General features: G+C 51.4%; 1 protein-coding gene. It reads right to left on the reverse strand.

Going from position 1 to position 15,069, the window contains the following annotated elements:
• On the reverse strand, window positions 1-15,069 hold a 15,069-nt coding region (locus MK185_03635; GenBank protein ID MCH2039711.1), incomplete at both ends, for an Ig-like domain-containing protein.

Here is a 15,069-nt window from a genome sequence, read left to right on the forward strand (position 1 = left end):
TTGAAACCAGTGCCAGTAGGCTGCCGTTATCAACGTTTAACGTAATATCTTGGGTGGTGTTTGTTGCAACGGCAAATGTACTGCTGGTATCGCTAAAGCTGCCGCCTAGCCCCAATAAATAGCCATGAGAAAGTGCATCTAGGTCACTAGGGCCCGCTTCCGAAACAAAGTCGTAGGTCAATTCAGCACGTGCCGAGTCTGCGGATACGCCTTGCCCTGATAGATTGAAGTTCAAGTTTGCAGTAGACGTATTGGTGCCATCTGAAATGGTATAGCTGAAACTATCCGTACTGCCTAAGCCGTCGCGCACGCCGTTGGCTACATAGGTGTAGCTGCCGTCTTCAAATATAGTTAAATCGCCATAATCACCTTCAATGGTAATGCCAGATAAACCAGTACCCAATACAGTCACTGACTCTCCATTGGTATGAGTAACCTGAGTAACAACGCCTCCTTCGGCAATACTGTCACTAACGTCGCCTGAGCTAGCGGCATCGATAACATTACCTGATGTTGTAATGCTGCCCGCAAACGCATACTCGGTTAACGTTGAAGTCACATCAGTTTGTTGCAGTAAGGTGAGCGTGTTGCTAAGTAGTGCCTCGGCGACTGCATCGAGCGCTACGTCGACCAGCAAACTTAGACCTAACTCGTTAAGACCCGTAGTGATTCTGCTAACTAAATCCGCTGCGCCAATTGAATCAGCCGTGCTAAGAGCAGGTTCAAGTATGAGTGCCCGTACTATAGTTCCTAGTCCAAGACTGTTCAGAACACTGGCATTAGTGCCGTTCAATGCGTCTTCTACAGCAGTTAAGACTGCATCCTGATTCTCTTCACCAAGAGCAACGCCACCGCTACCTAACTCCGTCAACGTAATTGAGCCGTCGCTGTTTTGGTCAAACAAGGTTTCTAAAGCGCTCTCGTCATTGCGCACAACAACCGTATAGTCTCCAGCAGGTAGCCCTGAGAATTTAGCAACCAGCGTATTGTTACCTGTTAACCCCAGAAGATTAACGCCTGCGACATCTCCAATTAACGGGTTATCAGGAGTCATAGCTGTAGCGACTACATTGCCACTAGAATCCACAATTTCAATAATGTAGGCATCGGCAACGGCAACGAGAGCCTCTTGGCTAACTTCAACCACTATTTCACCGAAGAACCCAGGGTCAACCGTAAGCGTGGTACTTGCAGTTGGGGAGCCCGCAGCAGGCGATCCTTCTGCTAAACCAATGACCTGTAAATCACTGTCGGTGACAGGGGCATTAACGATAGCAGTTTGCGCACCGAGCTCCATATCATTACTGTCGTTTTGTGCGACAACTGGCGGGAAGTCACTTCCCGAAATAGTAATGGTGAGCGCCGCAATATCAGAGGTTTCACCATCTGACAAGGTGTAGTTAAATACTTCATCTTGTCCAATAGCACTGCGGTCACCATCGGCGGTATAGGTGTAAGTACCATCTGCGGCAATTTCAAGCACGCCATAGTTACCTTGGATAGTAACCGTGCCTGTGGCAGGAACCACAACACTGTCGCCTGATGCGTTAGTAACCAGCGTCACTTGAGCGCCGTCTAAAATGGTATCCGCACCCACGCCACTTAAATCACCGTCAATTAGGTTACCTTGCGCCACTAAATCACCTGTGTAGGTGTATTCCGTCAATGTGGTGGTGATATCAGTGTCTTGCAAAACGGTTAACGTATTGCTGAGTAACACGTCGGCAAGAACAGCAGCGATATCGTCTAAGAAACCTAACAATCCAAGATCTGTGAGTGGACCCGTGATCGCTCCTACGAGGTCTCCTGCACCGATTACAGTAGTGGTGTCTAGAACTGTTTCTAAAATACCTCTTACCTGGGTGCCTACAGTGCCTAGCGGAATGCCTAGAATACCGCCGTTCAACGTTGTTTCGACCGTATTAAGCACGACATCCTGGTTTTCAGGCCCGAGGACCACACCCGCTGTGCCTAGTTCATCAAGGTCAATATCGTTGCTGTTGTCGTTGTCTAACAAGTCTTCGAGTAAGTTTTCATCGTTGCGAACAACCACGCTATAAGTGCCTGCAGCTAGACCTGCTAGCGAGAAGGAGATGGTTTCATCCCCTGAGACATTGAATATCTCAAGTCCGCCAACGTCCGTAAGTTGCGAGTCAGCGCTGACTCCTTGATAGACCAGCTGGCCACTTTCGTCGTATACCTCGACTATGTAGGCATCGGCAACAGCAACAAGTGCAACTTGTTCGACTTCTATGAGCACTTCACCCACATTATCAGGTGATACCGTAAAGGAGGCGCTTGCATCCACGCCACCTGTAGATTCTGCTAAGCCAATCACCTGCACGTCGCTGGTGGTTTCCGGTGGATTTACAGTAACCACAGGTTCGCCCATATCAACGGTGTTACCGTCGTTTATAGCATCGAGAGCCTGTACGACAACATTCTGACTTGCTGTGCTTGCCGAGTTACCTGCTTCGTCGGTGACTGTTGCCACCACCGCGTAGGTACCTGCTGGTAGCGTTGTGCCTGTTAAATCAAGGCTCCAATTACCGCTGCCATCAATGGTAAGTTCAGGGTCAGTGCCAAAGGTATAGGACGTGCCATCAACGGTAACGGTTAGGGTAGTATTGTCACCAAGGTCAACCGTTCCATTAAAGATTAGCGTGCTATCGCTAGTAATAAAGTCTCCAGCCACCCCTGAGTCGTTTGAGATACTGTCGAACGTTACTGTCTGACCGTTATTGTTTTCATCAATACTGGTATCGATAACAACGGTACCTGTGTCAGTAGCAAGATTGCCTACCGCATCTGTGGCGGTAACCACAGCCGTGTAATTGCCTTCCGCAAGCAGAGCGACGATATTATCAGCCAGTGTCCACGTGCCGTCACCATTGTTGGTAGCGGTGTAATCGTTGCCGTCAATGGTCACCACCACAACCGCATTGGGGTCGTTCACCGTACCGGTAAGCTCAGGCGTGGTGTCGTTGGTGGTAAGATCGTTTATTGCAACCGTAGGCGCGGTGGTATCAATTACTACAGTACCAGTGTCGGTATCGGTATTACCCGCATTGTCAGTTGCAGTAACAGATGTTGGGTAACTACCTTCAGCGAGTGTAGCGACTACGTCATCAGCCAGCGTCCACGTACCGTCACCGTTATTGGTAGCGGTATAGTCGTTGCCGTCAATGGTGACTACTACAGTAGCCGTTGGGTCATCAACCGTACCCGTTAGCGCAGGCGTAGTGTCGTTGGTCGTTACATCATTGATGGTTACAACAGGTGCCACGGCGTCTACCGTGTCAGATACCGGCCCACTGGTGTTGCCCGCTTCATCAGTAGCCGTTGCCGTTACTACAACTCCATCTGCTAATGGTGTATCTGGCGTTACGCTCCAATTGCCGTCGCCATCAGCGATCACGGTGAAATCTGGCGTGCCGTCTCCGTCTACATCCACATTTACCGTTGCGCCCGCTTCGGCTGTGCCGGTAATTTCAGTGCCGTTGCCCGCTTCAACGGTAGGCGCTGCTGGTGCTGTGGTATCAATAACCACTGTACCAGTATTCGTACCCACATTACCTTCTGGGTCGGTTGCAGTAACCGTTGCGGTATAGCTACCTTCAGCAAGTGCCGCCACCGCATCGTCAGCCAGTGTCCACGTGCCATCACCGTTATTGGTGGCGGTATAGTCGGCTCCATTGATGGTAACAACCACCGTGGCTGTTGGGTCGTCAACCGAACCAGTAAGTGCCGGCGTTGTATCGTTCGTTGTTAAATCGTTAAAGGCAACCACTGGCGCAGCCGCGTCAACCGTGTCTGAGGCTGGGTTGCTAATGTTACCCGCTGCGTCAGTTGCCGTTACGGTCACAATTACGCCATCGGCAAGCGGTGTATCAGGCGTAATGCTCCAATTACCGTCGCCATCAGCGATGACGGTGAAATCGGGCGTGCCGTCGCCATCCACGTCTACATTTACGGTTGCGCCAGCTTCAGCGGTACCGGTAATTTCAGTGCCGTTGCCCGCATCCACAGTAGGTATGGCAGGTGGTGTAGTATCAATCACTACGGTTCCTGAATTTGAACCCACATTGCCATCGGCATCCGTGGCAGTAACGGTAGCGGTATAGCTACCATCTGCAAGTGTAGCCACTGCATCGTCAGCCAGCGTCCAGCTTCCATCCCCATTGTTAGTTGCGGTGTAGTCCACGCCATCAATGGTCACTACTACGATAGCGCTTGGATCGTCAACCGTTCCGGTTAGCTCTGGTGTAGCGTCATTAGTGGTTAAGTCATTGATTGCAACGACTGGCGCAACAGCATCTACTGTATCTGACGCTGGTGCACTGACATTGCCAGCTTCATCAACCGCTGTTGCCGTAACAACCACGCCATCGGCCAGCGGTGTAGTGGGTGTTATTGACCAATTGCCATCGCCATCAGCGATGACGGTGAAGTCTGGCGTGCCGTCGCCATCCACGTCCACATTTACAGTTGCGCCGGCTTCCGCAGTACCCGTAATTTCAGTGCCGTTACCTGCATCGACGGTAGGCGCTGCTGGAGCAGTGATATCAATCACCACAGTCCCAGAGTTAGTTCCAGTGTTACCGTCGGCATCAGTAGCAGTAACCGTAGCGGTATAGCTACCTTCAGCCAGCGCGGCAACAATATCGTCAGCCAGTGTCCAGCTGCCATCACCATTGTTTGTCGCGGTATAGTCTGTACCGTTAATGGTAACGACCACGGTGGCGGTTGGGTCGTCCACCGAACCGGTAAGTGCAGGCGTGGTGTCATTAGTCGTTAGGTCGTCAAAGGCAACGATTGGCGCAACAGCGTCTACCGTATCAGACGCCGGGCTACTCGTATTGCCAGCTTCATCGGTTGCTGTTGCCGTGACAACCACGCCATCCGCTAGCGGTGTTGTGGGTGTTACTGACCAGTTACCATCGCCATCAGCAATCACTGTGAAATCAGGTGTGCCATCACCGTCAACGTCTACGTTTACGACAGCGCCTGCTTCGGCTGTGCCGGTAATTTCGGTACCATTGCCCGCATCAACAGTAGGCGCAGCTGGCGCAGTAGTATCGATAACACCGCCATTTTCGTTTGCGGTTGCCGTATTACCCGCGCCATCTGTTGCACTTGCGGTGACTGAATAATTACCTTCAGATAGGGCTGCTGGCACATCTACAGAGAAGGTGCCATTAGCTTGAACAATGGCGTCAAATGTTTGGGTGTTTCCTGCACTATCGGTAACGCTGATGGATACGGTGCTGCCTGGCGCTATATCTGTAGTACCGGAAATGGTTGGTGTTGTGTCGTTTCCTGTGCCAAGCGGATCCAAGGTTAGGTTTGGCACGGCCGTATTGATATTGCCGCTGGTAGTATCAGACGCCGAGTTTCCAGCGGCATCAGTGGCGGTAGCAGTAACATCGAAGTTTCCGTCTGCCATTACATTGGGCACATCGGCGCTGAAATTACCAACGCTATCGACAATAGCCGTAAATGTCTGTTCTGCTCCCGCGCTGTCGGTGACGGTTATGGTCACTGAACTACCTGGGCTTAAATCGGTGCTACCGGTGATCGTTGGCGTGGTATCGTTACCTGTGCCTTGTGCATCTAAATTGATCGTCGGCGCGGTAGTGTCTACGCTACCGTTTGTTTCAGTGGCAGTTGTCTCATTACCTGCAGGGTCTTGGGCAACGGCGGTAACGGTATACCCTCCTTCAGCCATAGGGCTTGGCACATCGACCGAGAAACTGCCGTCTCCCTGAACGGTTGCATCGAAGGTTTGGCTTACACCTGCATTATCCGTCACAGTAATCGTTACCGTAGCACCTGCAGGCAGGTCAGTATTCCCTGATATTGTAGGCGTTGTGTCACTGTCTGGGGCTAGTGTATCTAACGATAGAGTAGGGGCTGTCGTATCAATAACGCCTGTATTGTCTACGACGGTAGTGCTATTACCCGCTTCATCACTTGCCGTGGCTTCAACACTGTATGCACCTTCTGCCAAAGGCGCAGGCACATCCACTGTAAAGTTTCCATTTACATCAACCGTAGCTGTGAGGGTTTGAACATTTCCGGCGCTGTCAGTTACCACAAGCGTAACTTCACTACCCTGCGCAAGGTTTGTGCTACCAGATAGGGTAGGCGTTGTGTCATTGCCTTCCTCAAGTGGCGTTAATGTTAGTGATGGTGCTGTGATGTCTATGTTTCCAGCATCACTGGCTGTCGCTGTATTACCTGCCTCATCACTGATGGTAGCGCTTACCGTGAAGTCGCCTTCAGCTAAATCCGTACCTGGGGAGATAGAGAAAGAACCATCGGCCTGTACCACTGCGCTTAAGGTCTGGGTCGCACCAGCGCTATCCGTTACCAAAATAGTGACCACAGCGCCCGCAGGTTCATCGGTTGTACCGGTAATGAGTGGCGTCGCGTCGTTAGTGGTATCGGCAACATCTATAGTAAGTGTAGGTACTAGAGTATCAACTACGCCTGCTTCGTTATCGGTTGTACTGTTGTTTGCTTCATCGGTGGCGGTTGCTGAAACAGTGAAGTTTCCTTCAGCCATCGCCGCTGGTACATCGGCAGAGAATACGCCGCCCGCGCCAACCAATGCAGAGAACACCTGTGTATTACCCGCACTATCAACAACCGTTATTTGCACTGTAGAACCTTGCGGTAAATCTACAGTACCGCTTATGGTTGGGGTTGAGTCGCTAACTGTACCTGGCTCGTCCAGCGTAATAACAGGTGAAATTGTGTCGATTAGGCCGGTTTCAGCGTCGGACGCTGTATTGCCAGCTTCATCAACGACCGTTGCCTGAACTGTGTAGCTACCCTCAGCCAAAGTGGTGGGTACGTCTACGCTAAAAGAGCCGTCGCTTTGTACGGTTGCTGATAAGGTTTGTATATTGCCAGCGTTATCGGTAACAGTAATTGAAACCGTGCTTCCGGCTGGCTGGTCTGTCGTTCCGCTAATGGTCGGTGTTGCATCATTGCCTACACCCGGATCTGCCACATCAATAGCCGGTGATGTGGTATCTACCACACCGCCAGTTTCAGAGTCAGAGCCTGTATTTCCGGCTCCGTCAGTCACCTCTGCGACAACTGTGTAGCTACCTTCGGCCAGGTCTGACGGTACGCTAGCGCTGAAGGTGCCATCTCCTTGTACTGTTGCGGTAAAGGTTTGAACTGCTCCAGCACTATCTGTCACTGTTAAGGTGACAGTGGCACCAACTGGCGCGTTAGTTGTGCCTGAAATAAGAGGCGTAGCATCGTTTGTCTGGCCAAGGGCATCTAGGGTAATGTCCGGGGCGCTTGCATTAATATTGCCGCTATCTGACACTGTCGTGCTATTGCCCGCAGCATCGCTCGCACTGGCTGTTACATCGTAATCGCCATCAACAAGCGCGCTGGGTACTTCAACTGAGAAAGTGCCATCCGCGTTTACCGTAGCGGTAAGGTTCTGTACATTACCGCCTGCATCGGTGACAACCAGTGTAATTGTTGCTCCCTCTGGCAAGTCGGTAGTACCGCTTAATACTGGCGTTGCGTCATTGCCGCTGGCCACTGGATCTAAGTTGATAACAGGTGGGGTGGTGTCAACTGTACCGTTGTTATCAACCGCTGTGTTTTGATTACCTGCATCATCAGTCGCCGTCACTTCTACGGTGTAATCGCCTTCTGCAAGGTCAACCGGCACATCAGCGCTAAAGCTACCGTTCGCTTGAACGGTGGCTGTGAAGGTTTGCGTATTGCCTTGGCTGTCAGTCACGCTAATGCTTACAGTGTTGCCCGCAGCCAAGTCGGTGGTTCCCGATATAGTCGGTGTAGCGTCGTTGGTCAGGCCTTGTGCGTCTAACGTTATGGTGGGGGCTGCTGTGTCTATGACACCGTTATTATCTATTGCCGTTGCTGAATTACCCGCATCGTCAGTCGCAGTGACAGTCACACTGAAACTGCCCTCAGCTAAATCGGCAGGAACATCAGCACTGTAAGTACCATCGTTTTGAACGGTTGCAGTGAATGTTTGGGTATTTCCAGCGTTGTCTGTCACGCTTATGCTAACTGTGTCGCCAGCATTGAGGTCTGTGGTGCCAGAGATAGACGGCGTTGCATCATTGCCAAGCCCTTGTGTATCGATGGTTATCGATGGGGCTGTTGTATCGATGTTACCGCCATTTTCGGTTACCGATGCACTGTTGCCAGCGCCGTCTGTGGCGGTCGCAGTAACAGAATAGTCACCTTCAGGTAAGCTTGCAGGAACATCAGCCGTAAAGCTTCCATCACCTTGCACTATGGCACTGAATGTCTGTGTGTTTCCAGCACTGTCAGTCACAGTTAGCGTTACAGTGCTACCTGGCGCTACGTCGGTATTACCTGAAATAGTCGGCGTCGTGTCGTTGCCCGAACCAAGAGGATCAAGGGATAGGGTAGGCGCGGCAGAGTTTATGTCGCCGCTCACTGTATCTGTAGCAGTATTGCCTGCAGCATCAGTGGCCGTTGCAGTAACGTCGAAGTTTCCGTCAGCCATAGGATTAGGCACATCTGCACTGAAGTCGCCATTACCATCAACAGTTGCAGTAAACGTCTGCACAGTGCCAACACTGTCAGTTACTGTAATCGTTACTGTGCTTCCTGCGGCCAGGTCGGTATTTCCGCTAATGGTAGGCGTGTTATCGTTACCTGTACCAAGCGGATCCAAAGTGATAACAGGTGCTGTGGTATCTACGCTGCCACCCGTTTCAGAATCAGAACCTTGGTTGCCAGCCGCGTCTTGAGCCGTTGCGGTAACCGTATAGTCACCTTCAGCTAGTGGTGAAGGTACGTTGGCTGAAAAACTGCCGTTGGTTTGTACCGTAGCGGCAAAGGTTTGCGTGTTACCCGCACTGTCGACCACCGTTAGTGTGACAATGGCGCCAGCTGGAAGGTTTGTGGTGCCAGAAATAGTTGGCGTAGCGTTATTCTCTGGCGTTAATTCGTCAAGGTTTAGCTCAGGTGGCGTGATGTCGATAACGCCTGAATTATCAAGAACCGACGTGCTGTTGCCTGCTTCATCAGTGGCGGTAGCTTCAACACTATACGAGCCTTCAGCAAGGGCCCCGGGCACATCAACCGTAAAGTTTCCTGCAGCATCAACTGTTGCTGTAACCGTTTGAATGTTGCCTGCACTATCTGTAATAACCAAGGAAACCACGCTACCTTCGGCTAGATCTGTACTTCCCGAAATGGTTGGCGTTGTGTCGTTGCCTAATCCTTGAGGGTCTAAAGTTAGGGTAGGCGCTGTGGTGTCTATGGTGCCTGTTGCATTGGCTGACGCACTGTTGCCAGCATCGTCGGTGGCCGTTGCGGTAACCGTAAAGTCACCTTCGGCCAGTGCAGCTGGCACATCAACAGTAAAGTTGCCGTTTGCGTCAACCGTTGCGGTCACAGTTTGTGTATTGCCANCGTTGTCGGTGATCGNCAGNGTTACGCTCTCACCTGCTGCTAAGTCCGTAGTGCCTGAAATGGTCGGCGTAGTATCGTTATTTGAACCCAGCGCATCTAGTGAAATAACGGGGGNGACAGTATCGACGATACCGTTATTGTCGGTGACAGANGCACTATTTCCGTTGCTGTCTGTAGCGGTAGCGGTTACTGAGTAATCACCTTCGGCAAGAGGCGCGGGGACATCAGCACTAAAGTTACCGCTCGCATCAACAAGTGCAGTAAAGGTTTGGGTGTTGCCTGCACTGTCAGTGACAAAAAGCGTTACGGTTGAACCCGCGGGTAGGTCAGTCGTACCCGAAATGGTTGGTGTAGTATCGCTAACCGTAACTTGCGCATCTAGTGTCAGCGCAGGGGCACTGGTATCTAACGTACCGGTATCAGAGGTGGTGGTTGTATTTCCTGCATCGTCTGAGGCACTTGCTGTTACCGTGTAGCTGCCGTCTGGTATAGCGTTTGGAACATCTGCGCTGAAGTCACCATTCGCGTCCACAATGGCGTCAAAAGTTTGTGTATTGCCTGCGCTATCTGTGACGGTTAACGTTACCGTGCTTCCCGGTGCTAAATCAGTGCTGCCCGATATGTTAGGCGTTTCATCGTTGCCTGTGCCCTGCGGATTTAGCGTAAGTACAGGGGCGGTGGTGTCAATATTGCCACCGTCCTCAGTTGCGGTTGTTGAATTACCTGCATCATCTGTTGCAGTAACTTCGACGCTGTAATCTCCTTCAGGCAGTGGAGACAATACCTCTGTTGCAAAGTTGCCGTCAGCATCAACCAATGCGTTAATGGTTTGCGTGTCACCATTGCTGTCAGTTACGGTGATCACAACGACAGAGCCTTCAGGTAAATCTGTATTACCTGAAATAACCGGCGTAGTGTCATTACCTGAATCTAGCGGGTTAACGGTAACAATAGGCGCTTGTGTATCAATACTTCCATTTGTTTCGTTTGCCGTCGCGGTGTTGCCTTGTGCATCGCTTACTGTTGCCGTAACGGTAAAGTCGCCTTCAGCCAGAGCGCTAGGCACATCGGCACTGAATGTACCGTCTGCTTGCACGGCTGCTTGGAAACTTTGCGAGTTACCATTGGCATCTACCACAGTAATGGTAACCAGTGTGCCAGGTGCCACGTCGGTAGTACCTGTGATAGTTGGGGTAACATCGCTGGTAGCGCCTTGTGTATCAAGGGTTAACAGCGGTGCTTCGCTATCTACATTACCTGTTGTATTGGCATTCGCGGTATTGCCTGCACTGTCGGTTGCAGTGGCAGTCACAGTAAAGTCGCCGTCAGCTAGTGCGTTTGGCACATCTACACTGAAGCTACCATTTGCATCGACCAAGGCATTGATAGTTTGCGTGTTTCCAGCGCTATCTGTAACGACAAGCGTTACCGTGCTTCCTTCAGGAAGGTCAGTGGTGCCTGAAAGCGTAGGTGTGGTGTCACCCGTGCTGCCAGGGTTTTCTAGGGTAAGCGTAGGCGCGGTGGTATCTACAACGCCGCCATTGTCGGTTACTGTTGTCGTATTGCCATCGCCGTCAGTTGCGCTGGCGGTTACGGTGTAAGCGCCATCAGCGAGTGGAGTGGTAACATCTGCACTAAATGTTCCGCCTGTGCCTACAGTCGCGGTAATCGTTTGCGTGTTACCTGCGCTATCCGTTACGGTTAAGGTAACCGTACTTCCTTCAGGTAAGCTGGTGGTACCTGAAATAACGGGCGTGCTGTCATTCGTCTCGCCTTGCCCATCTAGCACTAACGTGGGTGCATTAGTATTAATGTTACCCGTTGCGTTGTCTGTAACGTCATTGCCTGCTTCGTCTTCTGCCGTGGCGGTAGCCGTATAGTCTCCGTCAGCCAGTTCTTGCGGTACGTCGACAGAGAAATTACCGTTAGCATCGACTAAGGTGTTGATGGTTTGCGTGTTACCTGCGCTATCTACGACTGTTAGCGAGACAACACTTCCTTCAGGCAGATCGGTGCTGCCCGATAAAGTTGGTGTGGAATCGTTACCAGAACCCACTGGATTTAAAGATAGCGATGGTGCGGTTGTATCTACAATGCCGCCGTTTTCTGTCACGCTAGCGGTATTACCATTTTCATCGACAGCGGTTGCTGTAACGGAGTAGTTACCTTCTGCTAATGCGCTAGGTACTTCAGCGCTAAAGTTTCCGTTTTCATCAACATCGGCTTCAATAGTTTGCTGATTACCTAAGCTATCGTTGACGACCAGTGTTACCGTGCTACCTTGTGGCAAATCTGTCGTGCCACTAATTAGCGGTGTGGTGTCGTTGCCAATGTCTTGTGGGTCAAGCGATAGCGTCGGTGCTGCGGTATCAATATTGCCCTGTGTCGATGCAGAGTCTTGATTACCCGCATCGTCAGTGACCGTCGCGGTAACGGTAAAGTTGCCGTCGGCAAGCTCTGCCGGCACGTCAACAGAGAAAGTACCGTCATTTTGGACAAGAGCGTCAAAGGTTTGCGTATTTCCTGCACTGTCTGTAACAGTGATTGATACACTGCTACCCGGTGCCTGGTCTGTGTTACCTGAGATGGTTGGCGTAGTATCATTAGTACTGCCTTGAGCATCCAAGTTAACCAGCGGCGATGTAATATCGATATTACCGCCAGTTTCCGTTGCCGTTGCAGTATTGCCGTTGGCGTCGGTCGCTGTAGCCGTTACGCTATATTCACCTTCCGCTAGCGGATTGGGCACATCGGCACTGAAATTACCAGAACCATCTACCGTTGCCGTAAATGTTTGCGTATTGCCAAGCGCATCGGTAACAGACAGTGTAACAGTGCTGCCAGCGGGTAAATCGGTAGTACCTGAGATAGTAGGCGTGGTGTCGTTGTCATCACCCAGTGGGTCAAGGGTTAAGCTTGGCGCATTGCTGTCCACTGTGCCAGTTTGTGACGTTGAAGCACTATTTCCCGCAGCATCGGTGGCTGTTGCTTCAACAGTGTAGTCGCCGTCAGCGAGTTCAGCAGGCACGTCTGCGCTAAATTCGCCGTTCGCGTCTACTGTGGCAGTAAAGGTTTGACTGTTTCCAGCACTATCGGTAACGGTAAGTGTAACCGTGCTGCCTGCTTCCAAGTTCGTAGAACCGCTAATTGAAGGTGTCGTGTCGTTACCTGTGCCAAGTGGCTCTAGTGAAATGGTGGGGGCTTGCGTATCAATGTTGCCGCCATTTTCAGTGACAGTCGTTGTATTGCCTGCCTCGTCTGTTGCACTGGCCTCTACGGTATATTCACCCTCAGTAAGCGGCGTTTGCACGTCGACGCTAAAGTCACCGTTTTCATCAACGATGGCATCGATAGTCTGCGTGTTGCCCGCACTGTCGGTCACTGCAATGGTTACTGTTGAACCAGGTGGTAAATCGGTAGAGCCAGAAATTGTTGGCGTGGTGTCGCTGCCGTCAGTTTGTGGGTCTAGAGAAAGCGCTGGTGCGGTAGTGTCTATGTTGCCACTGTTGTCGACAGCGGTAGTTGTATTACCCGCTGCATCAGTTGCTTCGACAGAAACCTCATAGTTGCCCTCTGCTAGCGCTTCTTCGACATCGGCGCTGAAATTACCATTTTCATCAACAACGGCGGTAACAGTTTGCGTATTACCCTGACTATCGGTGACGGTAATAGCGACCTCGCTACCTGCGGGTAAATCTGTATTACCTGAGATAGTCGGTGTTGTGTCGTTAGTATCCGTTTGCGGGTCGATGTTCACAATCGGTGGAGTGGTATCAAGTACAGTAGTGGCCGTGGCAGTAGAGCTATTGCCATTTTCGTCTGTCACCGTCACTTCAATCTCATATTCGCCCTCTTCAGAGCCAGGAGGGAATGCTACATTGAAGTTGCCATTCTCATCGGTTGTCCCCGTTATTGTCTGGCTGTTGCCGTCGCTATCGGTGATAACAACCACAACCTCTGAATTAGGGGCGTCTGACGATCCCCCTATGCCTTCACTACCGTTGGTAGGAGAGCCGGTTTCAATAACAACATTAGGGCCCTGGGTATTAATAACCGCATCGATTGTCGTTGAAGCGGTATTGCCCGCCACATCAGACACAGTAGCGGTTACCGTGAAGTCGCCATTTGCGAGTGCTTGTGGCACTTCAGCACTGAAGCTACCGTCTTCTTGCACTGTTGCAGTAATGGTTTGCGTAGTGCCATCTGAATGTACGATTTCTAGCGTGACTATCGCACCCGGTTCTGCGTCGGTGTCGCCATTTATCACCGGCGTGTCATCATTGGTTGAGCCAATAGGATCAAGGCTGATTATCGGCGCCGTGGTGTCAATTTCGCCAGTCACTGTTGTGGTAGAACTGTTGCCTGCTGGTGTTGTTACAGTAACATCTACCGTGTACTCACCTTCGCTAAGCTCCGCTGGCACATCTTCGTTGAATGTGCCGTCAGCGCCCACTGTTGTGACGATTGTTTGTTCGTTACCCTCGCTATCTGTGACAACAATGACCACTTCACTGCCAGGAGGGGCATCGGTTTCACCAGAAACGTTTGGCGTAGTATCGTTCGTTGGCGCAGGTTGATTTACGGTCGTCGAAGGACTCGTAGAATCGTAATCGCCGCTTGCTGTTGCTTGTGCGGTGTTACCCGCACCATCTGTCACCTCGGCAGTTACGCTGTATGTACCCTCAGCCACCGCATTTGGGACTTCAACGGTAAAGGTACCATCGGCAAGCACAGTGGTGGTAAAGGTTTGAGTAACGCCAGCACTATCGGTAACGGTAAGAGTTATCGTGCTTCCGGGCACGGCATCCGTTAACCCCGAAAGTGTGGGTGTAGCATCGCCATTTATTCCTGGGTCGTTTAATGAGATGGTTGGCGCCGTCACGTCGATAGCACCCTGAGCGTCAGCATTGGCCGTATTGCCTGCTTCATCAGTCACGCTGGCGTTAACGGTAAATTCGCCTTCAGCTAGTTCAGCCGGTACGTCAGCGCTGTAAGTGCCGTCAGCCTGCACAATGGCGGTCACGGTTTGAGTAACGCCTGCACTATCGGTAATGGTTAATGTAACTGTGCTGCCAGGCGCGGCATCGGTAGTACCTGAAAGGGTAGGCGTGGTGTCGTTACCTGTCGCTATGGTGTCGATAGTGATCGAAGGTGCGGTAGTATCAATCTCGCCGGCAGTATCTGTGGTTGCTGTGTTGCCCGCTTCGTCGGTCACGCTGGCGTTAACGGTAAATTCACCTTCAGCTAATTCAGCAGGTACATCAACGCTATAGGTGCCGTCTGCTTGCACAGTGGCAGTTACAGTTTGCGTGTTGCCCGCGCTATCGGTGATAGTTAATGTAACTGTATTACCCGGTGTAGCATCAGTGGTACCTGAAAGGGTAGGCGTGGTGTCGTTACCTGTCGTTATGGTGTCGATAGTGATCGACGGTGCAGTGGTATCAATTACGCCCGTGGTGTCTGTGGTTGCTGTATTGCCAGCCTCATCCGTCACGCTGGCGTTAACCGTAAATTCGCCTTCAGCTAGTTCAGCCGGTACTTCAATGCTGTAAGTGCCGTCAGCCTGCACAATGGCGGTCACGGTTTGAGTAACGCCTGCACTATCGGTAATGGTTAATGTTA

The sequence above is a fragment of the Saccharospirillaceae bacterium genome (assembly GCA_022448365.1).
Lineage (GTDB): Bacteria > Pseudomonadota > Gammaproteobacteria > Pseudomonadales > Oceanobacteraceae > Bacterioplanoides.